The organism is Longimicrobiales bacterium, assembly GCA_035764935.1.
Classification (GTDB): domain Bacteria; phylum Gemmatimonadota; class Gemmatimonadetes; order Longimicrobiales; family RSA9; genus DASTYK01.
Window position 1 is genome coordinate 21,974 of the sequence record DASTYK010000165.1, and the last position, 25,732, is coordinate 47,705.

At 68.0% G+C, this 25,732-nt stretch carries 27 protein-coding genes; 10 read left to right on the top strand and 17 right to left on the bottom strand.

From position 1 onward, the window contains the following. Positions 1–10 precede the first annotated feature (10 nt). From VFU06_14615 to VFU06_14635, 5 genes are all read right to left on the bottom strand, one after another. On the bottom strand, positions 11–1,081 hold the full coding sequence (locus VFU06_14615; protein ID HEU5210623.1) for a hypothetical protein: 1,071 nt from the start codon (positions 1,079–1,081) through the stop codon (positions 11–13). A 98-nt stretch (positions 1,082–1,179) separates the two neighbouring features. After that, positions 1,180–2,361 carry an aminotransferase class I/II-fold pyridoxal phosphate-dependent enzyme gene (locus VFU06_14620; protein ID HEU5210624.1) on the bottom strand — a complete coding sequence of 394 codons (1,182 nt, stop codon included), beginning with the start codon at positions 2,359–2,361 and terminating at the stop codon, positions 1,180–1,182. Between the two features lie 31 nt (positions 2,362–2,392). Then, the gene (locus tag VFU06_14625; GenBank protein ID HEU5210625.1) at positions 2,393–3,373 is read right to left on the bottom strand and encodes an NAD-dependent epimerase/dehydratase family protein; all 981 of its coding nucleotides are present in this window, start codon (positions 3,371–3,373) and stop codon (positions 2,393–2,395) included. A gap of 63 nt (positions 3,374–3,436) precedes the next feature. Next, on the bottom strand, positions 3,437–4,825 hold the full coding sequence (locus VFU06_14630; GenBank protein ID HEU5210626.1) for an aminotransferase class III-fold pyridoxal phosphate-dependent enzyme: 1,389 nt from the start codon (positions 4,823–4,825) through the stop codon (positions 3,437–3,439). A 4-nt stretch (positions 4,826–4,829) separates the two neighbouring features. Continuing rightward, entirely contained in the window at positions 4,830–5,237 is a 408-nt protein-coding gene (locus VFU06_14635) for a hypothetical protein (protein HEU5210627.1), read from the bottom strand. Positions 5,238–5,322: 85 nt separating this feature from the next. Here VFU06_14635 and VFU06_14640 point away from each other — a divergent pair, with 85 nt between their 5' ends. From VFU06_14640 to VFU06_14665, 6 genes are all read left to right on the top strand, one after another. Beyond that, a complete protein-coding gene (locus VFU06_14640) occupies positions 5,323–5,790 on the top strand; it encodes a hypothetical protein (GenBank protein ID HEU5210628.1) in 468 nt (155 codons plus the stop codon). A 15-nt stretch (positions 5,791–5,805) separates the two neighbouring features. After that, positions 5,806–6,732: an LD-carboxypeptidase gene (locus tag VFU06_14645; protein ID HEU5210629.1), complete on the top strand. Its 927-nt coding sequence runs from the start codon at positions 5,806–5,808 to the stop codon at positions 6,730–6,732. Then, on the top strand, positions 6,729–7,286 hold the full coding sequence (locus VFU06_14650; GenBank protein ID HEU5210630.1) for a cob(I)yrinic acid a,c-diamide adenosyltransferase: 558 nt from the start codon (positions 6,729–6,731) through the stop codon (positions 7,284–7,286). Before VFU06_14645 ends, VFU06_14650 begins: the two co-directional genes overlap by 4 nt. 205 nt (positions 7,287–7,491) lie before the next feature. Then, entirely contained in the window at positions 7,492–8,145 is a 654-nt protein-coding gene (locus tag VFU06_14655) for a hypothetical protein (GenBank protein ID HEU5210631.1), read from the top strand. A gap of 85 nt (positions 8,146–8,230) precedes the next feature. Further along, complete coding sequence (locus VFU06_14660) at positions 8,231–8,464, top strand: ferredoxin (GenBank protein ID HEU5210632.1); 234 nt, start codon at positions 8,231–8,233, stop codon at positions 8,462–8,464. Next, a complete protein-coding gene (locus VFU06_14665) occupies positions 8,409–8,924 on the top strand; it encodes an SgcJ/EcaC family oxidoreductase (protein ID HEU5210633.1) in 516 nt (171 codons plus the stop codon). The genes VFU06_14660 and VFU06_14665 overlap by 56 nt, the downstream gene beginning before the upstream one ends. Positions 8,925–9,054: 130 nt before the next feature. Here VFU06_14665 and VFU06_14670 read toward each other — a convergent pair whose 3' ends face one another. Beyond that, the gene (locus VFU06_14670) at positions 9,055–9,396 is read right to left on the bottom strand and encodes a hypothetical protein (protein ID HEU5210634.1); all 342 of its coding nucleotides are present in this window, start codon (positions 9,394–9,396) and stop codon (positions 9,055–9,057) included. Between the two features lie 66 nt (positions 9,397–9,462). Here VFU06_14670 and VFU06_14675 point away from each other — a divergent pair, with 66 nt between their 5' ends. Then, positions 9,463–11,139 (top strand): amidohydrolase, encoded by a 1,677-nt coding sequence (locus tag VFU06_14675; GenBank protein ID HEU5210635.1) that lies wholly within the window; start codon positions 9,463–9,465, stop codon positions 11,137–11,139. Between the two features lie 58 nt (positions 11,140–11,197). Here the strand turns inward: VFU06_14675 and VFU06_14680 are convergent, their stop codons facing one another. Genes VFU06_14680 through fadI form a run of 3 tightly spaced genes read right to left on the bottom strand, consistent with a single transcriptional unit; the run spans position 11,198 to position 14,357 of the window. Next, entirely contained in the window at positions 11,198–12,664 is a 1,467-nt protein-coding gene (locus VFU06_14680) for an SLC13 family permease (GenBank protein HEU5210636.1), read from the bottom strand. Beyond that, positions 12,661–13,032, bottom strand: a complete 372-nt coding sequence (locus VFU06_14685; protein HEU5210637.1) for a hypothetical protein — start codon at positions 13,030–13,032, stop codon at positions 12,661–12,663. The genes VFU06_14680 and VFU06_14685 overlap by 4 nt, the downstream gene beginning before the upstream one ends. Positions 13,033–13,067: 35 nt before the next feature. Continuing rightward, entirely contained in the window at positions 13,068–14,357 is a 1,290-nt protein-coding gene (gene fadI / locus VFU06_14690; protein ID HEU5210638.1) for an acetyl-CoA C-acyltransferase FadI, read from the bottom strand. A gap of 313 nt (positions 14,358–14,670) precedes the next feature. Here fadI and VFU06_14695 point away from each other — a divergent pair, with 313 nt between their 5' ends. After that, on the top strand, positions 14,671–15,045 hold the full coding sequence (locus VFU06_14695) for a four helix bundle protein (GenBank protein ID HEU5210639.1): 375 nt from the start codon (positions 14,671–14,673) through the stop codon (positions 15,043–15,045). Positions 15,046–15,183: 138 nt separating this feature from the next. Here VFU06_14695 and VFU06_14700 read toward each other — a convergent pair whose 3' ends face one another. From VFU06_14700 to sufC, 6 genes are all read right to left on the bottom strand, one after another. Continuing rightward, positions 15,184–15,642: an SUF system NifU family Fe-S cluster assembly protein gene (locus VFU06_14700; protein ID HEU5210640.1), complete on the bottom strand. Its 459-nt coding sequence runs from the start codon at positions 15,640–15,642 to the stop codon at positions 15,184–15,186. Between the two features lie 26 nt (positions 15,643–15,668). After that, a complete protein-coding gene (locus VFU06_14705; GenBank protein HEU5210641.1) occupies positions 15,669–16,898 on the bottom strand; it encodes a cysteine desulfurase in 1,230 nt (409 codons plus the stop codon). Positions 16,899–17,006: 108 nt separating this feature from the next. After that, positions 17,007–17,321: a non-heme iron oxygenase ferredoxin subunit gene (locus tag VFU06_14710; GenBank protein HEU5210642.1), complete on the bottom strand. Its 315-nt coding sequence runs from the start codon at positions 17,319–17,321 to the stop codon at positions 17,007–17,009. A gap of 1 nt (position 17,322) precedes the next feature. Continuing rightward, the gene (gene sufD / locus VFU06_14715) at positions 17,323–18,639 is read right to left on the bottom strand and encodes a Fe-S cluster assembly protein SufD (GenBank protein ID HEU5210643.1); all 1,317 of its coding nucleotides are present in this window, start codon (positions 18,637–18,639) and stop codon (positions 17,323–17,325) included. Continuing rightward, positions 18,632–20,047, bottom strand: a complete 1,416-nt coding sequence (sufB, locus tag VFU06_14720; GenBank protein ID HEU5210644.1) for a Fe-S cluster assembly protein SufB — start codon at positions 20,045–20,047, stop codon at positions 18,632–18,634. The genes sufD and sufB overlap by 8 nt, the downstream gene beginning before the upstream one ends. Positions 20,048–20,123: 76 nt before the next feature. Beyond that, positions 20,124–20,900 carry a Fe-S cluster assembly ATPase SufC gene (sufC, locus tag VFU06_14725; GenBank protein ID HEU5210645.1) on the bottom strand — a complete coding sequence of 259 codons (777 nt, stop codon included), beginning with the start codon at positions 20,898–20,900 and terminating at the stop codon, positions 20,124–20,126. Positions 20,901–21,133: 233 nt separating this feature from the next. On the opposite strand from sufC, the gene VFU06_14730 reads away from it, so the two are divergent. Next, the gene (locus VFU06_14730) at positions 21,134–21,976 is read left to right on the top strand and encodes a patatin-like phospholipase family protein (GenBank protein HEU5210646.1); all 843 of its coding nucleotides are present in this window, start codon (positions 21,134–21,136) and stop codon (positions 21,974–21,976) included. A 135-nt stretch (positions 21,977–22,111) separates the two neighbouring features. Here VFU06_14730 and VFU06_14735 read toward each other — a convergent pair whose 3' ends face one another. Both VFU06_14735 and dacB read right to left on the bottom strand, forming a co-directional pair. Further along, complete coding sequence (locus tag VFU06_14735; protein ID HEU5210647.1) at positions 22,112–22,609, bottom strand: hypothetical protein; 498 nt, start codon at positions 22,607–22,609, stop codon at positions 22,112–22,114. Then, complete coding sequence (gene dacB, locus VFU06_14740; GenBank protein ID HEU5210648.1) at positions 22,606–24,060, bottom strand: D-alanyl-D-alanine carboxypeptidase/D-alanyl-D-alanine-endopeptidase; 1,455 nt, start codon at positions 24,058–24,060, stop codon at positions 22,606–22,608. Before dacB ends, VFU06_14735 begins: the two co-directional genes overlap by 4 nt. Positions 24,061–24,183: 123 nt before the next feature. Here dacB and VFU06_14745 point away from each other — a divergent pair, with 123 nt between their 5' ends. Continuing rightward, entirely contained in the window at positions 24,184–25,641 is a 1,458-nt protein-coding gene (locus tag VFU06_14745; protein HEU5210649.1) for a pyridoxal-dependent decarboxylase, read from the top strand. Positions 25,642–25,732 lie beyond the last annotated feature (91 nt).

A 25,732-nucleotide genomic window follows, 5' to 3' on the forward strand; every position in this document is an offset into this window, starting at 1 on the left:
TGGGCTTCCACTACTGGAGCTGCTTCTCGTAAACGCGGTACCGCTTGTATTCGTGTCCACCGGCGCGTTCGATGGCGTTCCGCATCTCGAGGTTGTCCTCCAGGATCCAGGAGCACTCACCGCGCGCCTGATCGCGCTTGCCTGACTCGATCATGATGTGCGCGATCATCGCCGCATCGAAGCCGCGGTTCCTGTAGCCGGGCTTGATGCCCAGCGTCAGCACGCGGATGCGATCGATGTTACGGCGGTGCCAGAGCAGCTTGAAGATACCGAACGGCAGCAGGCGTCCGCTGTCGAGATGGTGCAACGCCTGGTTGAAGTCCGGCAGGGCGAGGGCAAACGCGACCGGCTCGTCATCCACGAAGACGAGCGGGCAGTATTCCGGTGCGACGACCGGCTTCAGCTCTTTCGCGAGATGCCGGATCTCGTCCTCCGTGAACGGAACGAACCCCCAGTTCCGCTCCCATGCGCTGTTGTAGATCTGCAGGATCAGGTCGATCTCCGCATCGAGTCGCTTCATGTTCAGCGACCGGATGCGAACTCCTTCCGTGCGCCTCAGTCGATCGTACATGCGCCGCAGCCGCGGCGGCGGCTCCGGCGCATCCATCCAGTACGCGATCAGGTCGCGCGCCTTTTCGAGTCCGGAGCCTTCGACGAGGGACTGATAGTATCGGGGCGCATGCGCCATCATCACCGTCGGCGGCGTATCGAACCCATTGATGAGGACGCCCGGGCCGTACAGCTCGTCGTTGGTGGACAGGTTCATCGGCCCGCGCATGAGCCGCATGCCCCTGCCGCGCAGCCAATCTGCGGCCGCGTCCAGCAGTGCGCGCGCCACGTCCGCGTCGTCGATCGTCTCGAACAACCCGAACGTGCCGACCTTCTCGTCGTGAAACTCGTTCGAGCGATGGTTCACGACCGCACAGACGCGGCCGACGGCCTCACCGTCGCGCAGCGCGAGAAAGCACTGCATCTCCGCGTGCTGGTGGAACGGGTGCCTCGCGGGATCGAGCAGGTCGCGCACGGCCATGCGCAGCGGCGGGACCCAGTTCGGGTCGTTCGCGTAGATCCGCCACTGCATGTCGATGAAACGCGCGCGGTCCGCCCGGCTGGTGACCGGACGGACCTCGACAGCGCCGCCTGCAGCGGTTCTGGATGGGGCGGACGGTGCCGCGCCGCTCACAGTACGGCGACGCGCTTGCCGATGCTGGCGAACACGTCGAGTGCGAAGTCGATCTGCTCGTCCGTGTGCGTCGCCATGACGGAGATGCGCAGCCGGCACGAGTTCTCCGGCACCGCAGGCGGTGTTACCGGGTTGGAGAAGACACCCGCGTCGAACAGCTCCTTCCAGAAGACGAGCATGCGCTCCATCTCGCCCACCTGGATGGGAATGATCGGCGTCTCGCTCTCTCCGATGTCGTAGCCGAGCGAGCGCAGGCCGTCCTGCATGCGCGCCGTGTTCTCCCACAGGCGCGCGCGTCGCTCCGGCTCGCTCTCGATCACGTCCAGTGCAGCAATCGCCGACGCGACCGACGCCGCTGGACAGCTCGCACTGAAGATGAGCGGCCGCGCATGGTGCTTCAGGTAGTGGATCACGTCCTCCGGCCCGGCGATCATGCCGCCGATCGACGCGAGCGACTTCGAGAACGTCGCCATGATCAGCGAGACGCGGTCCTCGAGATGGAAGTGCTGCGCGGTGCCGCCGCCCAGCTCGCCGAGCACGCCGAAGCTGTGCGCGTCATCGACCATGACTTCCGCGCCGTAGAACTCGGCGAGCGCGACGATCGCGGGCAGATCCACGATCGAGCCCTCCATCGAGAACACGCCGTCCGTCACGATCAGCTTGCCGGCCTCCGACGGGGTGCGCGCGAGCTCGCGCTCCAGCGAGCGCAGGTCGCCGTGCGGGTAACGGTGCACGGTGCCCATCGCGAGGCGCGAGCCGTCGATGATGCTGGCGTGGTTCAGCTTGTCGCTGAACACGTGATCGTCGCGCCCGACCAGCGTCGAGATCACGCCGAGGTTGGTCTGGAAACCGGTGCTGAACACCAGCGCGGATTCCTGGTTGACGAAGCGGGCAAGCCGCTCCTCGAGCTCCTCGTGCAGGGCCAGCGTGCCGTTCAGGAACCTGCTCCCCGTGCACCCGCTCCCGAACCGGCGCAGCGCCGTCTCCGCCGCATCCAGCACCTTCGGATGGTGCGTCAGCCCGAGGTAGTTGTTCGAGCCGAACATCACCTTGCGCTCACCGCGGATCACGACCTCGGTGTCGTACGACTCCTCGATCGCGGCGAAGTACGGGTAATAGCCCGACGCTATGACCTCGCGTGCCTTCGTGAAGCGGTAGGCTTTCTCGAATAGACTCATGAATTCTCCAGAAACGGCTGCAGCCCGAGGCTCACAACCATCCGTGTTCCCGATACCAGCGGGCCGTATCAGCCAGCCCCTCGGCGAGCGGGCGCGGTGCGATGGCGAGATCGCGCAGAGCCGGCTCCGTGTCACACAACCATCCGGGCGCCAGCAGCTCCTCTGCCTTGTCCCGGTTGAAAATGGTGGCCCGGCCCAGCAGGCCGGCACCCCATTCACTCAACGCTGCCGCGACTCGCAGTGCGGACGCCGGCAGCGGCACCGTCCGACCCGGCCGCCCCACGGCGCCGGCCATCAGCTCGAGTATCTCCGCCCACGTGTACGCGCGCGGCTCGGCGACATGGTATACGCCACTGACACCCGAAAGTGTTGCAGCATTCGCGACCGCGCGGGCCAGATCCTGCACGTGGACGAGCTGGAGCCGCCGATCCGGGCTGCCGGGGAGCGGCAGCACGCCACGCTGCGCCAGCTGAAAGAAGGGGAGCAGGTCACGATCACGCGGCCCGTACACAGCCGGAGCGCGGATGATGACGGTCTCGAATGAGCCGGCCTCCTCTGCGCATGCCACCTCCCCGCCCAGTTTGCTGCGACCGTAGGCCGTAATGGGACGTGGCGCGGTATCCGCGGCCACCTCGCTCCGGGCGCTGGGTCCGGCGGCCGCGAGAGAGCTGAGGTACACGAAACGGCGCGGTGGCCGATTCATCTGTCCCAGCGCGCGAATCAGCGTCCGTGTCGCACGCTCATTTACTGCATCGTACTCGGCCGAAGACCGTGCCCGTGTGAGCGCCGCCATGTGGACGACGCTGACGACTCCGTCCGCCGCACCCGCCACGAGCTCCGCGTCCGTCAACTCACCCGGAATGACGGTAGCCCCAAGCTCCTGCAGTCGCCTGGTGTCGCTGGTATGACGGACGAGCGCGCGGACCGTGACATCCTGCGCGGCGAAGGCCTCCGCGGCGTGCGTGCCGACGAAGCCGGTCGCACCCGTCAACAGTACGGTATTCGAAGGCATTCGACGGGTTCAAAATTCGTTTCGGTACGCCCAAAAGGCAATGGTCGGAGCAGTTTGCGGCCTTCAGGCCTGCGAGCGGATCGCGTGCTCCAGGACCTCGAGCGCGGCGTCGAGCTGAGCGCGGGTGATCACGGCTGGCGGCGTGATTGCGAGCGTCCGGCCGTCCGGTCCTTCGGGAAGGACGAGCACGCCGCGCCGCAGCGCTTCCTCCATCACCGCAGGGGCGCTCGGGCGGCGGAACGTGACTGCCTGGAGCAACCCGATGCCGTGGGCGCGCTCCACGCCGGGGATGGTCTGCGCCCAGTGCTCCGTCCGCTCGCGTATCGCCGCGCCGGTCTCCCCCGCGCGCTCCACCAGGCCCTCGTTCTCGATGGCCCCCAGCTGCGCGAGGGCGGCCGCGCAGGCGACCGGGTTGCCGAGAAACGTGCTGGTGTGGATCGCCTCACCGGTGGAGGTCGGCCAGGCCTCCATGGCGTCATGGGTCCCGATCGCGGCGCTGAGGGGCACGCTGCCCGTGAGCGCCTTGCCGGCCACCAGGATGTCAGGCACGGTGCTGACGTGCTCGCATGCGAACCAGCGTCCGGTGCGTCCGACGCCGGTGTAGATCTCGTCCAGGATCAGGAGAATGCGCTGGCCGTCGCAGCGCTCGCGCAGTTCCGGCAGGAACGACGCTGGCGGCACGACGATGCCGCCGCGGCCGAGCACCGGCTCGACGAGGATCGCGCCGATCGGGTGCGACGTGCGTTCCGCGGCCTCGATCGCCCGGTCGACGGCATCCAGGGAATCCTGCAGGCTGGCGTCGTTCACGGTCCCGCCGTTGGTCGGGTGCGACGCTGGATCGTCTGCATGCTCGGCCCGGTCAGCGTCGGTGGCGGGGTAGGGCACGTGGCGCACGCCGGCGAACAGCTGGCTGGCGAACGGCTGGCGGAAATCGCTGCGGTGCGTGACCGCGAGGGCAGCGCCGGTCAGCCCGTGGTAGGCACCTTCGAAGGCGATGATGCCGCTCCGCCCGGTTCGCAGCCGTGCGGTCTTGAGTGCGGCCTCGACCGCCTCGGCGCCCGCACTGCCGAGGATGGTGACACCGAGATCGCCCGGCGTGATCGCGGCGAGTTGCTCGAGCAGCGCGACCTTGATCGCGGGCGGGTGCACGTCGCCGAGGCCGTGCGCCAGCTGCGCGGCCTGGCGTGCGATCGCCGCGGCAACGGCCGGATGCGAGTGACCGGCATGCGCGACGCCGAAGCCCGCGGTCACGTCGACGAAGACATTGCCGTCCGCGTCGCGCACCGCCGCACCGCGCGCTTCGGTCCAGAAGACGGGGAACGTCTCGCTGAGCTGGGTGATGTTGCGCGACTCGACGCGGCGCAGTCGGGTGGCGAGTGCGTGCGATGCGGGGCCGGGGATGGCACCCGCCGGCGCGGGTAGTTCGTCGCCGCGCAGGGGCTGCCGGCTCACACGCTCATTGCCTGCGAACCAGCAGGAAGGTGACCGCCGAGCCCACGGCGGCGCCGATCAGGCCTGCAGCACCCGCCGCAATGATGCGCTCTCGACGATCGCGCGCCTCCGCTGCGTACGCCCGCACCATCTCCACGTCCTCCTCCGCCTCACCGGCCGGCTCCGCCTCCTCGTCCGCGCGCGCCGCACAGGAGACGCAGGTGGTGGTGGCAGAGCTGCGGGCGGAGCGGTTGAGGAAGACGAGGGGAGCGCCGCACTGGTCGCAGCTGGCGTCGGTGGGCAGCGGCTCGATCGCATCGTACAGCGCACGGCGCGACCAGCCGAGCCGGTCCGCGATGTCCGCGACGGAGACGTCGCTGTCCCAGTACAGCCGGTTCGCTTCGTCGATGGCCTGGCGATCCGGTACGTTCATCGCTCCCCCGGGCTGGAGTCAGCGCAAAAGATAGCTGGCGGCCCGGTGCCTGGGGAGGCATGCCGCCTGCACACTGCAACACGTCATGAAACCGATCGCCGTCACTCTGCTTGCCCTCGCCCTCGCGGCGGGTACCTTGCCGCTGGCATGCAGCAGCGGCGATGAGCCGCTGCGCGAGGAACGGACCGTTCCGGCCACCGAAATGGCGACGCCGCTCACCGCAGATTCGTTTTCGGGGCCATCGACGGCGCCCGCCGACGCGGATGCGATGCCGGACCGCGTCTACTATGTACTCACTGATTTCGACTGGTATGCACGTGGCGAGCCCGTCGTGCTCGAGGGCACATCCTATACGGTCGCAGGCGATCCGATACGCATCGACGCCCGCACGCTGGAGCGCGTCGCGGAGTACGGCGGCGTTGAGCTGTACCGGCGCAACGGCGACGCGAACCTGTACGTTCCCGTGTTCAGCGGTTACTGGCTCGGCTTTGCGCCCGACCCGTCCGCGCCGGCGCCCGCCGTTGCTCCACCGGACAGCACGGCGGCAGGCTGAGCCGGCAGAGCTCGCATGACGCCAGTGCGACCGCCGAGGCTCCGGCCGGGCGCGCGTGTCGCGCTGGTCGCGCCAGCCGGCCCCGTGGACGACGAGCGGGTCCAGCGGGCTCTCGAGAACTGCGGGCGCCTCGACGTCGAGCCGGTTCTCGGCGAGGCCGCACGGCGACGGATGGACTACCTCGCGGGACGTGACGAAGAGCGCGCGCGCGATCTGCGCGACGCTCTCATGGATCCGTCGATCGACGCGGTCTGGGCGCTGCGCGGCGGATACGGCACCATGCGCACGCTCGCCGAGCTCCGGCAGCTGCCGCCTCATTCGCCGAAGGCATACATCGGCTTCAGCGACAATACCGCAGTGCACCTCGCCCTGCTGCGCAGCGGTGTGGTGTCGTTCCACGGCCCCCATGCGGGCGGCGAGTTCCCGGAATTCTCGGAGACGGCGCTGCGGCGCGTGCTGTTCCACGCGGAGCCGGCCGGCATGCTTCCGCTCGATCCGGACCGCGACCGACCGGTCACGGTCCGGGGCGGCAGCGCGGAGGGCGAGCTGAGCGGTGGCAACCTGTCGCTGCTGGCCTCGCTGATCGGAACGCCATGGCAGCCGGAGCTGCGCGGCCGACTGCTGTTCGTCGAGGAAGTCGCCGAGTCGTTCTACCGCATCGATCGCATGTTCACGCAGCTCCGCCTGGCCGGCGTGCTGGAAGGGGTCAGCGGCATCGTGCTCGGCCAGTTCACGGAATGCTGCGGCGACGAGCCCGGTCGCACGATTGAGGATCTGTTCGCGGAGCTGCTGGAACCGCCGCGCGTTCCGGTCGCCAGCGGCTTCCCTTTCGGGCACGTGCACAACAACTGGACGCTGCCGCTCGGCGTCCGCGCGCGACTGGACGCGGACGAGGGCACCCTCGCGCTGCTCGAGGCCGCCGTCACCCAGGAGGCACAGTGACCAACCGGATCTACACGCGCACGGGTGATGACGGCAGCACCGGCCTGTTCGGCGGCGGACGCGTTGCCAAGGACGACATCCGGGTCGAGGCGTACGGCGCAGTGGATGAGCTGAATGCAGTGCTCGGCGTTGCGATCGCGTTCATGGAAGACGACGGCATCCGGGCGCGCCTGCAGCGGCTGCAGCCCGACCTGTTCGCGATCGGTGCACACCTCGCCACGCCGGACGCCGCATCGCCGGCTGCCAGGCACCTGCCATCGCTGCCGCAGACACGCGCGGCGGAGATGGAGCGATGGATCGACGAGGCCGACGCGGAGCTGCCGCCGCTGCGCGTCTTCATCATGCCGGGGGGACGCCCCGATGCCGCCGCGCTGCACCACGCACGCACGGTCTGCCGGCGCGCGGAGCGCCGCGTCGTCGCGCTTGCGGCGGAGCAGAACGTGCCGACCGCAGCGATCATCTACCTGAACCGGCTTTCCGACCTGCTCTTTGCGCTCGCCCGGCTGGCAAACCACCGCGGGGGGGCAGGCGACGTGGAGTGGGAGCACGACTAGGGGGCGGGGCCGTCGGGGCCGTCGGGGCCGTCGGGGCGAACAGCGAAAAAACGGGTGATCGGGGCCGGCAGGGCGGTCGGGGCGAACAGCGAAACAACGGGTGATCGGGGCCGGCAGGGCGGTCGGGGCGGACGGCGAACCCCGGATGATCGGAACCGTCGGGGCGAGCTGCGGCACGGGGTCACGATCAACAGGGAGCGGTGAGGTGGAGGGAACGGGGGCGCTGGTACCGCACGAGCGGGGCCTGTCCATGGCGGAGCGGGTGCGCGTGAGCGTCGATCGGCTGATGGGGCCGGACGCGGCCCTGCGCGTTCAGCAGGCCGTGATCACCGCGCTGGTGCCGCGTCACGCGCTGCAGCCGAAGGACGTGCGGTACCTGCACCCGGGGCGCACCGTCCTGATCCTGCTCGATGACGCGGAGATCCGTGACGACGCTGTCCTGATGGCGGGGGCGCTTCTGGAGACCTGGCACCCCGCACTGGCGGCGGCGCCCGGCGCGATCGTCAGCGCGCAGGGTGATGCCACGCTGGTGCTGGACGCGGGACGTCGCATGCAGGAGCTGCTCGCACGCGTCCCGGTGCCTTCCGGCTCGGAGGACGACGACGCACTGCGCGAGGCGCTCGTGACGGCCGGTGACGACGCCCGCATGGTGGCGCTCGTCGAGCGCCTCGACCATGCCCGTCACCTGCACCTCTATCCGCGCGAGGAATGGGAGCCGCTGTACGGGAGCATCCTGTCGGCCTACCTGCCGGTCGCCGAGTGGACCGGAGGACGCATCGGAGCGCGCTACCGCCGGTGGGCCGAGGCGTTTGCGCGGCGGCTGGAGCGGGAGCGCGGCGCCGACCCGTCCGCGTCGTAGCCCGCTGCTTGCGTCGCAGGGAGCTGGCCTGCACTATCAGCCTGTGCAGCCTTATGCACGAGTCGCTTTTTTTCGAGATAATGTCATGCCTTACGTCATAGCTGAACCCTGCATCGGGACCAAGGACGCGAGCTGCGTCGAGGTCTGCCCGGTGGATTGCATATACGAGGGCGAGGATCAGTACTACATCCATCCGGACGAGTGCATCGATTGCGGTGCATGCGAGCCGGAGTGCCCGGTCACCGCGATATTCCCGGACAGCGATGTTCCACCCGAGTGGACCAACTACATCGAGAAGAACCGCGCGCATTTCGACTGAGCGCGTTCTCCTTTCGCTGCTGCTGCTGAGTGCCGGCTGCGCGACGGGCGCGCCGGCGCCGGCAGAGTCCGACGCCGCGACTGCCGTTCCCGCCATGCTGCGCGCGTCCGCCGAGGACTGGAATCGTGGCGACCTGAACGGCTTCCTCGACGACTACCTCGACTCACCGGAAACCGCCTTCGTCGGCAGTGACGTCTCGTTCGGCGTCGACGAGATCCGGGCGCGCTATCTGCGCAGCTACTGGAGCATGGGCCGGCCGGAGGGGCTGCTTTCGTTCGAGGACATTCACGTGCGTCCGCTCGGCAGTGATCACGCTCTCGCGCGCGGCCGGTACGTGCTGAAGGATCGGAGCACGAATCGACAGACGTCGACGGGGATGTTCACGCTGGTGCTGGTGCGCACGGCGGATGCCTGGCGCATCATCCACGATCACTCGTCGGAATCTCCGCCACAGAACTGACAGAGCGTGCTGCCCCATCAGGGACGAGCACGCTCGAGCCGCGCGCTGGTGATGTTGCGCGCAGCGCCGTCGTCGGCGCATACCGATTCCGCGGCTGCGATGATGGCGCAGCCGCGGTTGCCGCGGAGTGCTAGAGCCCGGCTGCGCGGATCGCAGCGAGCGACTGCTCGGCCGGCTGGGTCTCACCCGCCGGTACGAGCGCTGTCGCGTCCTGCTCATCACGACCACGCGTGATGATCAGGCTCGCTGCGACTGCTGCAACTGCCAGGATGCTGACGCTGAGAGTACGAATCGGAAATCTCCCGTTGTTGATGCGCGGCGCGAAATGCCACGGCATCGCTTCGCACGAGGTGTGCCGGACGCGGGCAGCAGGCTCCCCGATGTCCACTGCAAGAACGCGCAGGGATGCCACGGCGTGACGGCTGGAGCGGTGGAATGCGATGACGATTTCGTAACGAATCGCGCGCTCCACGCTGGCGACGTCGCATCGGCGCCGAGAAGACAGAAGCCGCAACTCACCCGGTCACAGGAAGAACGCATGAAGATCCGCGCCTTCAGCTCCGCACCTGCCATCTGCCTGGCGGCCATCGTCGCGTGCGCGCCTGCGACAGATTCGGCTCCAGCGCAACAGGCCGACCTGGTCCTGGTCGGGGGCACGGTATGGACGGGCGAGCCTGACGGTGGGCGTGCAACGGCGGTCGCGATCGGCGACAGTCGCATCCTCCACGTCGGTACGGACGAGGAAGTACGCGCCCACGCCGGGGCCGACGCACGCATCATCGACCTGGACGGCCGTTTCGTGATGCCGGGCTTCGCCGACGGGCACACGCATTTCATTGGCGGCGGCTTCCAGCTCGGTAGTGTGGACCTGCGTGACGCCGCCACGCCGGAAGAGTTCGCACGTCGGATCGGCGAGTTCGCGGCCACGCAGCCCGCAGGTCGCTGGATCACCGGCGGCGACTGGGACCACGAGCTGTGGGGTGGTGCCCTGCCGGAGCGCGCCTGGATCGATTCGCTCACACCGGAGCACCCCGTCGCCGTGCAGCGGCTGGACGGTCACATGATGCTCGCCAACACCGCGGCGCTGGAGCTCGCCGGCATCACGCGCGCGACACAGGACCCGCCGGGTGGCACGATCGTGCGCGACGCTGGCGGCGAGCCGACCGGCGTGCTCAAGGATGCGGCGATGGACCTGGTGTTCGCGGTGCAGCCGGAGCCGTCGGAGGCGGAGCTGGACGAGGCGTTCGAGCGCGCACAGCAGCATGCGCTGGAGCGCGGCGTCACGATGATCCACGACATGGGCAGCTTCAGCGCACTGGAGACGTACCGGCGCGCAGCGGAGCGCGACGCACTGCGCATGCGCATCTATTCGCTGGTGCCGATTGCACAGTGGCAGCAGCTCGCCGCTTTCGTGGCGCGGGAGGGGCGCGGGGACGATCTGCTCCGCTGGGGCGGGCTCAAGGGCTTTGTAGACGGCTCGCTCGGCTCGACGACGGCATGGTTCTACGAGCCGTACCAGGACGAGCCGGGCACGTCCGGGTTGATGGTCACGGACACGGCGGAGCTGCGCACACAGATCGTCAGCGCCGACTCCGCGGGGCTGCACGTGGTAGTGCATGCGATCGGCGACCGCGCGAACGACTGGCTGCTCGACACCTTCGAGCAGGCGGCGTCGCGTAATGGCGCACGCGACCGCCGCTTCCGCATCGAGCATGCTCAGCACCTGAGCCGCGAAGCCATTGGCCGGTTCCAATCGCTCGGTGTGCTGCCGTCGATGCAGCCGTACCACGCGATCGACGATGGCCGCTGGGCAGAGAAGCGCATCGGGCCGGACCGCATTCAGCGCACATACGCGTTTCGCTCGCTGCTCGATGCCGGTGCGGGCCTGCACTTCGGCTCGGACTGGACCGTGGCTCCCATCGATCCGCTGCTCGGCGTGTACGCCGCAGTAACACGGCGCACGACGGATGGCGCCAACCCGGGGGGCTGGGTACCCGCGCAGAAGATCGGCGTCGAAGAAGCACTGCGCGCCTACACGGCGGCGAATGCGTACGCCGCGTTCATGGAGAACAGGCTGGGGACCCTGCAGGCGGGAAAGCTCGCGGACATCGTCGTGCTCTCGCACGATCTGCTCGAGGTCGATGCCGCTTCGATCCCGGAGGTCGACGTGCTCTACACGATCGTCGGTGGCAGGGTCGTGTTCGAGCGGAACTGACGGGTTGAACAGCGGCCGCCATCGAGTGGTCCGGCTCGCGCGTGCCGGCTCGCGCGACTCAGATCCGCGAGCCGAGCAGCAGCGCGGCGAGGGTGCAGACGATGACGGACAGCACGTTGAGCAGTGCGCCCGCGCGGATCATGTCACGCATGGAGATGTAGCCGGTCCCGAACGCGATTGCATTCGGCGGTGTTCCGACAGGGAGCATGAAGGCGGCCGACGACGCGAGCGCGCCGACGACCATGAAGATCATCGGGTCGTAACCCAGCCCCTGGCCTGCGGCCGCGAGCACCGGCATCCCCATGGCGGCCACGGCGGTGTTGGAGGCGAGCTCGCTCAGCAGGATGAACAGTGCAGCGGTTGCGCCGATCAGCAGCCAGAGCGGCAGCGTGTGGAATGCGACGACCATCTCGCCGAATGCGGTCGTCAGACCGGAATCGTCGAACGCCCGCGCCAGTGAGAGTCCGCCGCCAAAGAGGATGAGCACCCCCCACGGCAGCTCGCGCGTGTCCTCCCACACCAGGATCGGCCGCCGCTCGCCGGACGGCAGCAGGAACAGCAGCACCGCCCCTGCCATGGCGATGGTCGCATCATCGATCCAGGGCGCAAGCGACGTCAGCCCCGGCAGCGTCACGTCACCGATCTGCTTCGGCTGGCGCAGCAGCCACGCAACGGCCATCGACGTGAACACGACGGCAACGATCGTTTCCGCACGGCTGCGCGGTCCCAGGCGACGTCGCTCGATCTGCAGCATCTCGTGCGCGCCGGCGGGCAGCGCGGGCGAGCGGAACAGCACGAAAACCAGGAGCGCCCAGGCAGCCGGCAGCAGCACCAGCGTCACTGGCAGGCCGACCGTGAGCCAGCTCGTGAAGCTGATGGTGCGACCGGCAAGCTCCACGGCCGATGCGGCGAGGACAGCGTTCGGCGGCGTGCCGATCAGCGTGGCAATGCCACCGATCGTCGCGGCGTACGCGATCCCGAGCATGAGAGCGGTGCCGAAGGGGAAGGCTGCGTTGTCCGTCTCCGGCGGCCGCAGCAGCTCGGCGAGCGCGAGGCCGATCGGGATCATCATCGCGGCCGTCGCGGTGTTGGAGACCCACATGCTGAGGAACGCGGTTGCGAGCATGAAGCCCAGCACCAGCGTGTGCGGCCGCGCGCCCGCCCGGGCGACGATCGCGAGCGCCATGCGGCGGTGCAGCCCCCACCGCTGCATGGCCATGGCGACTACGAACCCGCCCAGGAACAGGAAGACGACAGGATTGGCGTAGGGCGCCGCTGCGTCGGTGGCGGAGAGCACGCCGAGCGCGGGGAAGAGCACGAGCGGCACCAGCGACGTCACCGCCAGCGGCACTGCCTCCGTCAGCCACCAGGCCGACATGAGCGCAGCGACCGCGGCGGTCCGCTGTGCCGCCGGCGGCAGAGGAAGCGGCAGCAGCAGTACGACAGCGAACACCGCGACGCCGGCCCACAGGCCGCGTCGCACGGACCCCGTCGTTCCCGGCTGCTGCGTCTGTGCGGTGCTCACTCGGTCGGCGGCGTGTCGTCCTCGAACATCGGGCTGATCTCGCGCCACAGGTCCTCGACCATGCGCCGGAGCTCGCGGACGCGATCCTCCTCCGCGGGATGGTCCTGCAGGTGGTAGCGCGCGGCGGACAGTGCGCTGAACGCGCGCCACAGCGCCTTGGACGCCGGCGTGCGATCGCGCGGCTGGCGCTTCTCGTCACGGAGCTGTGCGAGCACCCACTCCTGCAGCTCCTCGTCGAGCTGCACGACGCCTCCCTCGCCCCTGGACTCGTCCTCGATGATCTTCGACAGCTTGCGTTTGAACGACTTCGGCACGCCCGCCAGGACGTAGACCGTCAGATCCTCGCGTTCGAGCAATTCCGCGGACATTCTCTCCCTCCGTCAGGGGTAGTGCTTCGGCGCGTTCAGCGCTCGACCACCATCGAAAAGCCCAGCCCGCCCGCAGCGCAGACGGTGATCAGGCCGAGACCAAGACCGCGACGCCGCATTTCGCGCAGCAGCGTGATCGTCAGGCGTCCTCCCGTGGCGCCGAACGGGTGCCCGATCGCGATACTGCCGCCCATCACGTTGATGCGGCTCTCGTCCAGGATGCCGACCTTCCGGTCGCGTCCCAGCTCGCGGCGGGCAAACTCGTCGGAATCCAGCGCCTGCAGGTTGGAAAGCACCTGCGACGCGAACGCCTCGTGCATCTCCCACAGCTCGATGTCCTGCATCGTCACGCCGGCGCGCTCCAGTGCGACCGGCGCGGCATATGCCGGACCCTGCAGCAGCTGTGCACCGGGGTTCAGCGCGCTGTACGCATAGCTGCGGATGTAGCCGAGCGGCTCGTACCCCAGCGCCTTCGCCTTTTCCTCGTCCATCAGCAGCACCGCCGATGCGCCATCCGTGAGCGGCGATGCGTTGCCTGCAGTGACGGTGCCGTACTTCCTGTCGAAGACCGGCTTGAGCGACGCGAGCTTGTCCAGCGACGTGTCGCCGCGGATGCCGTTGTCGGTGTCCGCCACTTCCTCGTAGTCGGGCGGGATGAAGACGGGAACGATCTCCTCCTTGAGCCGCCCGTCCGCATGACCCTGCTGCGCAAGCTGATGCGAGCGCAGTGCCCACCGGTCCTGCGCCTCGCGCGAGATGCCGTTCTCCTTCGCCATGCGCTCGGCGCTCTCGCCCATCGACTCGCCCGTCGACGGCTCCGCGATCGCCGGCGTGCGCGGCGCCAGGTCCTTCGGCCTCACGCCCGCGAGCGCACTGACCCGCTGCGCGACCGTCTTCGCCTTCGATGCCGTGAGGAGTGCACCACGCAGCTTCTTCGAGAGCAGCATTGGTACATCGCTGAGCACCTCCACGCCACCGGCGATCATGATGTCGGCATGCCCCCGGTGGATCTGGTCCGCGGCCGAGGTGATCGCCTGGTTCGCAGACGCGCACGCCCTGCTCACGCTGAACGCTGGCTTGGTCGGCGGGATCCCCGCAGCAAGTCCCACCTCACGCGCCACGTTGGGGGCGTCGATGTTCGGGACCACGACGCCGTAAACCAGCTCATCGATCTGATCCGGCACCAGGTCGGCTCTGGACAGAAGCTCACGGACGGCGACGGTGCCGAGCTGGGTGGGAGACATATCGCGGAAATAGGAGCCCGCCTTGCTGAAGGGGGTCCGGCAGCCATCGACGATCGCGACTCTACGCCCGTTTTCCGCCATGCGGCCTCCTTACAGCGGGTTGCGGAAGCTTGGGGCGTGGAAGGGCGGGTTGCAAGGCGGGGAGCGGTCGCGGCGAGCCGGTTGTGTGCTGTCTCGCTCTGCAATTCCGGACACCCGTCTGTACTCGACCGTGGCGCGCGCCGCGCCCACGCCGACGGACTGCGAGCTGCCTTCGGGCAGAGTTGGCGCGCAGGCGCCCGCGCCCGGGCAGGTGCGAGTATGGCGAGTGCTTCTGCGGATGGCTGATTGCTGATGGCGGGTTTCGCTATGCTCGAGCCCCTCTCGACGATCAACGTTCACTGGGAGGGGGATCATGGACTACTACTTCGATCACGAAAAGCTGCAGGTGTACCAACTGGCGAGGGAGCTGAACCGCGAGGTGGTTCGCCTGCTCGGTCGGTTACCGCGGGGGCACGCGGATTCACGTGACAACCTGAGACGCGCGTCCATGTCCGTGAGCCGCAACATCGCCGAAGGTGCCGGCAAGTGGAGAGTTCCGGACAAAATTCATTTCTATCAGATCGCCCGCGCCTCGGCCACCGAATGTGCGGCCTCGCTCGATGAGCTTGTGGATTGCGCAGGGCTCAAGAGCGGGGATGTCGAGGAGCTGAAGCGAACGGCCGCACGCATCGTAGCGATGCTGATCTCGATGATCCGCTCGCTGGAAACCCGCACGGCGGCGAACTGAAGGAAACATCGGGGCGCGAACACTGTTCAGTCTACCCGCCTACGATGCTCGCACCTGCCCGGGCGCGGGCGCGTGCGCGCCAACTCTGCCCGAGCAGTTCCGCTCTCCCACAACTCTGCCCGAGCAGTTCCGCCGTTCCTACCTGGCTTTCACCTTCTTCAACGCCTCTGCGACTGCATCCCACCCCAGCAGCGCGCATTTCACCCTCACCGGAAACTTCGCCACGCCCGCGAGCGCGCGCGTGTCTCCCAGCGCGCGGTCGCTGGCCGCAGCGTCATCGCCGTGCATCATCGCGGCGAACCGCGCTCCCAGCTCATGCGTCTCGGACGGAGTCTTCCCCACGAGCAGCGACGTCATCATCGATGCCGACGCCTGTGAGATCGAGCAGCCCTCCCCCAGGAACTTCACGTCCGAGATGCGACCGTCGGAATCCAGTTTCAGCCCGAGATGAATCTCGTCGCCGCAGGTCGGGTTCTTCATGTGCACGGTCGCGTCCGCGTCCGGGATGGCGCCGCGGTTGCGCGGCTTCTTGTAGTGCTCGAGGATCAGCTCCTGGAACAGCGCGCCGAGTGCGGGGGTGGAGCGGTCAATCGTCATGGCAGGTTTGCGGGTCGCGACGTGTGTCAGCCGATTGCGAACAGCTCGCGCGCCGTGATCAGTGCCGCGGCGAGCCGGTCGATCTCTTCGGTGGTGTTGTAGAGGTAGAACGACGCGCGCGCGGTGGCAGGCACGCCGAGCCGGGTCATGAGCGGGCCGGCGCAGTGGTGTCCCGCGCGAACGGCGATGCCCTCTGCATCCAGTACTGTCGCGATGTCGTGCGGGTGCACGCCCTCCAGGGCAAAGGAAAATACCGCGAGGCGCTCTTCGAGGTTCTCGGGGCCGAACAGCCGTATGCCTTCGACCTGCGACAGCCTGTCCATCGCGTGCCGTGCGAGCTCATGCTCCCACGCGAGGAGCGCGTCATGGCCGATGCCGTCGATGTAGTCGCATGCCGCAGCCATGCCGACGGCGCCGGCCGCGTTGGGAGTGCCGGCCTCGAACTTGTGCGGCACCCTGGCCCAGGTCGAGCACTCCATGGAGACCGACTCGATCATCTCGCCGCCGCCCTGGTAGGGCGGCATCGCGTCGAGCAGCTCGCGCCGCGCCCAGAGCACGCCGATGCCCATCGGGCCGCACATCTTGTGGCCGGACAGGGCGTAAAAGTCACAGTCGAGCGCCTGGACGTCGACGGGCAGGTGCGGTGCGGCCTGGGCGCCGTCCACCAGGACGAGCGCGCCTGCCGCATGTGCCTTCTCAATGATTGCGTGCACGGGGTTGATCGTGCCCAGTGCGTTGGATACATGCCCGACCGCTACCAGCTTCGTCCGCTCGTTCAGCAGGCGATCATACTCCTCGAGAACGAGCCGTCCCTGCTCATCGATGTCGACCCAGCGGATCACGGCGCCGGTCCGCTCCGCGACGAGCTGCCAGGGCACGATGTTGGAGTGATGCTCGAGCATGGTGACGATGATCTCGTCGCCGGGCTGCAGGTTCGCACCCCCCCATGACGATGCCACCAGGTTGATCGCCTCGGTCGTGCCGCGGACCCAGATCACCTCGTCCGGGGATGGCGCATTGATGAAGCGTCCGAGGCGGACTCGGGCGTTCTCGTACGCGTCGGTCGCACGGCGGGCCAGGTCGTACAGACCGCGGTGTACGTTGGCGTTGTCCTGCAGCAGGAACTCGTTGACGGCGTCGATGACCGGGCGCGGCTTCTGCGACGTTGCGGCGTTGTCGAGGTAGGCGAGCGGCTTGCCATTCGCCGTCTGGTCCAGCAGCGGGAAATCGGCGCGCAGCCGATGGATGTCCGGCATTACGGTGGCCACGGTGGCCCTCCTGAACGCTGCGGCCGCCATGACAGCGGCGGCCGCGCTGGCGGCGACGCGGATCGCATCGCCGTGATCGTGAACGTATCGGTCGCGCTAGACCGCCACCCAGATGCCGCCGTCCTCGACCTTCACGTCATATGTCCTGAGCGGCTTCACTGCCGGCAGCCGTGTCGCGCGGCCGCTCTCCATCTGGAACTTCGCACCATGCCACGCGCACTCGACCTCGCCGTCGTCGATGGTGCCGGCGTGCATCGGGAAATCGCGGTGCGTGCAGTTGTCGGCGAACGCGTAGATGCGGCCGTCCGCGTTCGCCAGGCAGATCTTCTTCCCTTCGATCTCCACGCCGTGCAGTGCGTTGGGCGGCACGTCATCGACGGCCGCCACACGCACGAAGTTGCCAGCCTCCACGTCAGACAAGCTTCTTCTCGATCGCGCTGCGAAGCTCCTCGACCACTGCCGGCATCGGCAGCCGCTCGAGCACTTCACCGAAGAAACCGAAGACGACGAGCCGCTCCGCGATGCTGCGCGGGATGCCGCGGCTCATGATGTAGAACAGCTCCTCCGCGTCGAGCTGACCGACGGTCGCCGCGTGTGAGCAGCGCACGTCGTCCGCCTCGATCTCCAGGTTCGGCAGCGACGTCGAATTCGCCTCCCGGGAGAGCAGCAGGTTGCGGTTCGTCTGGTACGCGTCGGTCCGCTGCGCCTTCGGGAACACCTTGATGATGCCCCGGAAGACGGCGTGCGCCGAGTCGTCGAGCGCACCCTTGTAGAGCAGGTCGCTCTGCGCGTGCGGCGTGCGGTGGTCCTGGCGCGTGTTGTGGTCGAAGTGCTGGTCGCCCTTGCCGAAGTACAGGCCCAGCATGTCGCTGCGCGAGCCCGGCCCCTCGAGCGAGGCCGCGAGGTCGACACGTGCCACGTCGGCACCGAGGTTCACGATCAGCGAGTCCAGGTTGGCATCGCGCGCGGCGACCGTGCGCTGCGTGGACAGGTGCTTCACGCCCCGGCCCCACTGCTGCATCGCCACGTACTGCACGTTCGCGGACGTCGCCGCGATCACCTCGACCACGCCGTTCACGAAGGTGGTGCCCTCCATGTCCGGCGACGACATTTCCTCGACGAAACCGAAGCTGCTCGCGTCCTCCGCGACGATCAACGTGCGCGGCATGTACGCCAGCCCGGGCTGGTCGATGTAGCGGGCAACACGGATCGGTGCGTCGATGCGCACACCGCGCGGGACGTACAGGAAGATGCCCGCCGTCCAGAGCGCGCCGTTCAGTGCGGAGAACTTGCCGTGCTTCGCCGGGACCGCCTGCGTGCCCAGGTACTTCTCGATCAGCTCGCCGTACTCGTCGGCGGCCTTTGCCATATCGAGCAGCAGCACACCCTTCTTCGCGAGCGCTTCGTCCAGCTCGATCGAGACGATCGAAGCGCCAGCCTGGACCACCCTGGCCGACGCTTCGCGCCCCTGCAGCAGCGCGTGCGCCGCGTCAGCAGACGTCGTGTTTGCCGCGGGGTCCGCGAGCGTGACCTGGTCCCAGCTCAGCCGCGACACCTCGGTGTAGCGCCACTCCTCGAGCTCGGTCGTCGGCAGCGGCAGCTCTTCCCAGGCCCGCCACGCCTCCGCCCGGCGCGACTTCAGCCAGTGCGGCTCGTTCGCCGAGCGCTTCTCCACCGCTTCCCTGCTGTATGCGGCCGCACCCTCGACCGCCGTAAGAACCTCAGCCAACGGAACCCTCCATCTCCAGCTCGATGAGGCGGTTCAGCTCGACCGCATACTCGAGCGGAAGCTGCTTCGCGATCGGCTCGATGAAGCCACGCACGATCATCGCGCTGGCCTCCTCCTCCGACAGCCCCCGGCTCATCAGATAGAACAACTGCTCCTCGCCGATCTTCGAGACCGTCGCCTCGTGACCGACGCTCGCGCTCTGCTCCTCGATCTCGATGTACGGGAACGTGTCCGTACGCGAGGTGTCGTTCAGCAGCAGCGCGTCACACTCGACGTTCGACTTCGCGTCGTCGGCTCCCTCGTAGATCTTGCACAGGCCACGGTACGTCGAGCGGCCGGTCCCCTTGGAAATCGACTTGGAGATGATGCGTGACGTCGTGTGCGGCGCCGCGTGCACCACCTTGCCACCCGTGTCCTGGTGCTGGCCGTCGCCGGCGTAGGCGATGGACAGGATCTCGCCGTGCGCACCCTTGCCGACCAGGTAGCACGACGGGTACTTCATCGTCAGCTTCGAGCCCAGGTTGCCGTCCAGCCACTCCATGTGCGCACCTTCGTGCACCAGCGCCCGCTGGGTTACGAGGTTGTACATGTTGTGCGACCAGTTCTGGATGGTCACGTACCGGAAGCGCGCGTTCGGCTTCACGATGATCTCGATCACGCCCGAGTGGAACGACTCCGTCGAGTACGACGGCGCCGTGCACCCCTCGATGTACTGCGCGTTCGCACCCTCGTCGACGATGATCAGCGTGCGCTCGAACTGCCCCATCCGCTCCGCGTTCACGCGGAAGTACGCCTGCAGCGGGATGTCGACCGTCACACCCTTCGGGATGTAGACGAAGCTGCCACCCGACCACGCAGCGCTGTTCAGCGCGGCGAACTTGTTGTCCTGCGGCGGCACCACCGTGCCGAAGTACTCCCTGAAAAGATCCGGGTAGAGACGCAGCCCATCCTCGATCGACTCGAAGATGACGCCCTTCTCCTCCCACTCCTTCTTCAGCGAGTGGTAAACCATCTCGGACTCGTACTGCGCTCCGACACCCGCGAGCACCTTACGCTCCGCCTCGGGAATGCCGAGCTTCTCGAACGTGTCCTTGATCTCCTGCGGCACGTCGTCCCAGGAGCGCTCCATCTGCTCCTGCGGCCTGATGTAGTAGTAGATCTCGTCCAGCGTCGCATCGAGCGTCGACAGGTCGCCGCCCCACGTCGGCATCGGCTTCGCCGCGAAGATCTTCAGCGCCTTCAGCCGGAAGTTCAGCATCCACTCCGGCTCGTTCTTGTGCGCCGAGATCTCGCGGACGATCTCCTCGTCCAGACCCGGACGCGCCTTGAAGACCGGCTTGCCCTCGGTTACGAACCCGTACTTGTACTCTTCCAGGCCGAGACCGGCGATCGTTTCATTCTCTGGCATCTCTACTCCTGGCTGTGAGCCCGCCGGAACGGACCCGGGCCCGGGCACGGTGCCGGGGCCCGCATGTGCAGATCATTCACGGCTGCGCAACGACCGGCTCGCCCCGGTACTCCTCGTAACCGCGCGCCTCCAGCTCCTCCGCCAGCTCGAAACCGCCCGAGCGAGCAATCCGGCCGTCGACCATCACGTGCACGTGCGTCGGACGGATGTAGTTCAGGATCCGCTGATAGTGCGTGATCACCAGGAACGACATCTCCGGTCGCTCCTCATGCAGCTTGTTCACACCACTCGAGACCACCTTCAGCGCATCGATGTCCAGGCCCGAGTCCGTCTCGTCCAGCACCGCGAGCGCAGGCTCCAGCATGGCCAGCTGCAGAATCTCGTTGCGCTTCTTCTCACCACCGCTGAAGCCCTCGTTCACCGAGCGCTGTGCGAACGCCACATCCATCTCCAGCAGCGCCATGCGCTCCTGCAGCGTCTCCTGGAAATCGAAAATGTCGACTTCCTCGTCCGGGTTCGCCGCCTGCACGCTCGCACGCAGGAAGTTCGCGATCGATACGCCAGGAATTTCAACGGGATACTGGAACGCCAGGAAGATCCCCGAACGCGCACGCTCGTCGACCTCCTGCTCCAGCAGGTTCTCCCCCTTGAACCACACCGCGCCGTCCGTCACCTCGTACGCGGGGTGGCCGCTCAGCACCTTCGACAGCGTGCTCTTGCCCGATCCGTTCGGGCCCATGATCGCGTGGATCTCGCCCGTCCCGATCTCCAGGTCCACGCCACGCAGGATCTCCGTGCCGTCCTCGGCAATCACGGCGTGCAGATTCTCGATCTTCAGCAGCGGCTCGCTCATTGTATCCGGTCGTTTTCAAGAATGATTCTGGATATCAACACCGCAACGTACCCCAAGCGGCGGGGGGTGTCAACGGGCGCCGGATGGGATTCGACAACGGCCGCGCACTTCGGACACTGGCGGGTTAATTTGCTCAGGGCAGACGGGCACAGTTCGGTCGATTCCGCGGCGCGCGCAACACGTGGAGCGGCGTCGGTGTCCGTGCTCGCTGTCCGTTCCCGATTGGAGGCTGGATGTCCCGAGTCGTACTGGTGCTGGGCGGAGGCGGGATCAAGGGGCTGACGCACGTCGGCGCCTGGCGCGCGCTGCTGGAGGCCGGCATCGAGGTGGACGAGATCATCGGCACGAGCATCGGCGGGCTGATCGGGACGCTGATCGCGGCTGGTGAGGGGCCGGACACGCTGACGGCCCGTGCACTGGCCCTGGGGCGGACGGATATCGTGGCGCTGAACCGGTGGGCGGTGCTGCTGAACGGGATCCGCCAGCCGGCCGTATTCCACGACGTCCCGTTCCGTGAATACATCTCCCGGCTGCTGCCGGTGCGGACGTTTGGAGAATTGCGGCTGCCGCTGTCGATGAACGCAGTGGACCTGGAGAGTGGGGAGATGGTGTGGTTCGGGGCCGGCGGTCGCCAGGACGTCCCGCTCGACGATGCGATCTACGCGACCTGTGCGCTGCCGCTGTTCTTTCCCCCCGCGTCGATCGATGACCGGCTGTTCGTGGATGGGGGCGTGCTGGACACGCTGCCGCTCGCGCGAGCAAAGACGCGGGGTGCCACGCGGATCATCGCGATCGACGCCGGTGCGGAAGGCTCGGCGTCGGCGTCCTCGATCCTGGAGAACGGCCTGGTCGGCATCCACCAGCGCGTCTATCAGCTGATGGCGACGCAGTGGAAGCAGCGGCAGGTCGAAACGTGGGAAGGCCCGCCGGTGACGTTCGTGCGTCCGCGCCTGGAAGGATACGGCACCTTCGACTTCGACCGGACATCGTACTTCCTGGAGGAAGGCTACCGCGCCACGCGGGAAGTGCTGGAGTCGGAAGGCCACACGTTCCCGGTCCGCGAGCGCGAGGCCTGAGGGCCCGCCGCGACGCACCCGCACCAACCACCTCCGCTCCGGCCGTTCCGGGGTGCTCCGGCCGGTCCGGGGTGGACTGCGCCGGCCACATGTCCTGACCGTGGCCGGCGCTCATCACACTGCAGAACGGCCCGTTCAGCCCCCGGCCGTATCCGCCACCAGCGTGTCCGCGGGTGCCGTGTCGGCGGGGGCCGGCGCCGGTGCCGGCGTGATCCGCTGGGTCGGTCCGATCTGCTCACCGAGTGCACTGCGGTAGCTGCGGAACATCTGGGCGAGCTGGGGTCCTGACTGCACGTCGTTGCGTGAAAGCGCCGTGATCAGCGCATCGCGCCGGGTGAGGAGCTGGCTGAGCTCCTGCGGCCTGCCGTCGGGAGGCACGCTGTCGAGCGTCGCCTGCAGCTCCGTGAAGAACTGGCTCGCCTGCTGTCGTGCGATCTCGTAGCTCCCGCTCATTGCTTCGATCGCGGCCGCGCCGAGCGTGGACTCCATGCGTGCGAGCAGGAGTGCGCGACGCGTCTCCTGGAGGCTGTCCTCGATGTTGTTGGCCCGGATGCGCTGCCACGCATACCCTGCGAGGAACGCGACCAGCACGGCCGCGACGACGATGAGCCAGAAGCGCGCGCCTTCTTTCATGATCCACCCTCCGCGGCGATCATCTCAGCGATACGGTCGATGCCGGCGCGGACTGCGCCGGACGGTCGGCCCGACCCGTTGGTCAGGATACTGAACAGCAGCTCACGGCCGTCGGCGGCGACCAGGTAGCCGCTCAGTGAGTTGACGTTCGCGATCGTACCGGTTTTTGCGAACATCCGGCCCTCGAGCGCGCGCAGCCGGTTGGCGAGTGTGCTCTGCCGGAGTCCCGGCTGTGCCATGCCCGCCCGGTAGTCGTCCGCCCACGGCTGGGTGCGGGCGTGCGCGAGCAGCCGCACGATGGCCTCGGGCGCCAGCAGGTTCTGCGCCGAAAGCCCGGAGGCGTCGCGCAGCGAGAAGGACAGGGAGTCGAGCCCTGCCGTGCCGACCAGGTACTCACGCTCCACCTCGAGTCCCGCGTCCCAGCTTCCGCTGCCGCGATACACGGCCCCCAGTGTCTTGAGCACCTGCTCGGCGATCCAGTTCTGACTCGGCTGCAGGATCGCGGCAACGATGTCGCGCATCGGTGGCGAGACGATCTCGTGGATGAGCGTGCCGCCCGCCCGGAGTCCGGCCGCGGCCACGGAGTCATGCACGATCTCCAGGCCGGCGACGGTGACACCCGCGCGTGCGAGCGCCTCCGCGAGCACGCCGGCCGCGTAGCGCTCCGGGCGGGTAACGGCGAGGGTCGACGTGTCGGCGCCGGCATCGACCGCGATGCGCCCGGTAATGAAGACGGTGTCCGTGCGCTGCAGGTAGTCGATCGTCAGGCGTGTGCGCGCGCCGGCGGTGTCGGTGACGATCGTCGCGGCCACGGGCTGTGCCCCCGTGTCGAGAACGCTGATGGTGCCCGCCGCGCCCGGCTGGTGACCCGGCTGCACGACCACTCGGAACGTGCCTTCCTCGATGCTGAAGGCACCCGTCGGCGGAGCATACGACCATGGCAGGTCGCCGACTTCCCAGCTGCCGTTGATGCGCTCGTCCTCGAAGGCGCTGGCGTCGATCACGAGGCGCTGCGCGTACCGGACTCCGCTGGCTGCGAGGGTGCGCGCAATCGAGTCAACGGCCGCGAGCCGCTCCCCGTGGAAACGGGCCGACAGCGTGGGATCGCCGCTGCCGTGCACGACCAGCGATTCGACGCTGTCGCCGCGCATGCCGAGCGCACGCACTTCCGTCCGATACTGGTAGTCCGGCCCGAGCGTGCCGAGTGCGACCGCCGTCACGACCAGCTTGGTATTCGATGCCGGGATGTAGTGGGCGTGCGCGTCGTGCCGGTACAGTTCCCGGCCGGTCGTCGCATCGACCACGAGAACGCCCCAGTGTGTGCGGTCGAGCGGAGGCGTACGGATCACCGAGTCGGCAACGCCCGCGAGCGTGCGCGGCGCTGCCGGTGCACGCGTTGCGGCGGGGGCACAGGCGGTCGCGATCAGGGCAAGCAGCAGCAGTCGCTTCATGGGCTCCTGGTGTCGATTACGTGGCATCCGCGGGACGATCGCGCCGCGGCCCGTCGCATGCGGCTGCCGTCCGGGATATCATGGCGCGACGGTGATGACGCACAGTATCCAAGAGGCAGGATCATGACAGCAGATGGCGCGCGTGCGCAAACGGTGAGTGGCGTCGGCGACATGGATCCCGAGGACTTCCGGCGCTTCGGTCACCGGCTGATCGACTGGGTGGCGGAGTATCTGAAGGATCCCGAGCAGTACCCGGTGCTCGCACGCGTCCAGCCGGGTGACCTGGTCCGCGCGCTGCCTGCGGCACCACCGGTCGATGCGGAGCCCTTCGACAGGGTGCTGGACGACTTCGAGCGCCTGATCCCGCCCGCGACCACGCACTGGAATCACCCCGGTTTTTTCGCCTATTTCGGGATCACCGGCTCCGGACCCGGTATCCTGGGTGAGCTGCTGGCCGCGGCGCTCAACGTGAATGCAATGGTCTGGCGGAGCGGCCCCTCGGCGACCGAGCTGGAGCAGGTCACCCTGGACTGGCTGCGGCAGATGGCGGGCCTGCCGCCGGCATTCATGGGGACCATCAACGACACCGCGTCGACCAGCACGATGTACGCGCTCGCCGCCGCGCGCGAGGCGGACCCTTCGCTGCGGGTTCGCGACGAGGGCCTCGCCGGCCGGCCCGAGCTCCCGCGCATGCGCGTCTACTGCTCCGAGGAAGCGCATTCCAGCGTCGACAAGGCAGCCATCGCGCTGGGCTTCGGCCTGAGCGGCGTGCGCCGCCTCCCTGCCGACGACCGCTTCGCGATGCGTATCGATGCCCTGCGCGACGCGGTCCAGGCCGACATTGCCGCGGGCGTGCATCCCCTCGCCGTGGTAGCGACCGTCGGCACGACCGTCGCCACGGGCATCGATCCCGTCCGTGAGATCGCCGGGGTGTGTCGCGAGCACGGCATGTGGCTGCACATCGACGCGGCCTACGGCGGCGCGGCCGCGCTGCTGCCGGAGATGCGCCACATCCTGGAAGGCAGCGAGGAGGCCGATTCGATCGTGATCAATCCGCACAAGTGGCTGTTCGTGCCGGCCGACTGCTCCGCGCTCTACACGCGCCACGACGACATCATGCGGCGTGCGTTCTCGCTCACGCCCGTGTACCTGACCACTGCCGAAGGAGACGCGGCTCGCAACCTGATGGACTACGGCATCGCCCTCGGCCGCCGGTTTCGCGCACTGAAGCTCTGGTTCGTCATCCGCGCGTTCGGTGTGCACGGCATGCAGGAGCGACTGCGTGAGCACATGCGCCTGGCCAGGCTGTTCGCCGAGGAGGTCGACCGCGATCCGCACCTGGAGCGGCTCGCACCCGTGGACTTTTCCGTGGTCGTGTTCCGGAGGATCGCTGCCGGGGCGGACGAGGAGGAGCTCGACCGCATCAACGAGCGTCTTCTCGAGCGCCTGAACGCGAGCGGCGAGGTGTTCCTGTCGCACAGCAGAGTGAAGGGCAAGTATGCGCTCCGCCTGGCCATCGGAAACCTGCGGACACGCGAGCGCCACGTGCGACGGGTGCTCGAGCTGGTCCGCAAGGAGTGACGACCATTACGATCTCGTCACTTTATTTCTCTTGTGGCGGGGCCAGCAGCGTTTTAGCCTAGAACCTCTCCCCGACAGCATGGCAACGGCC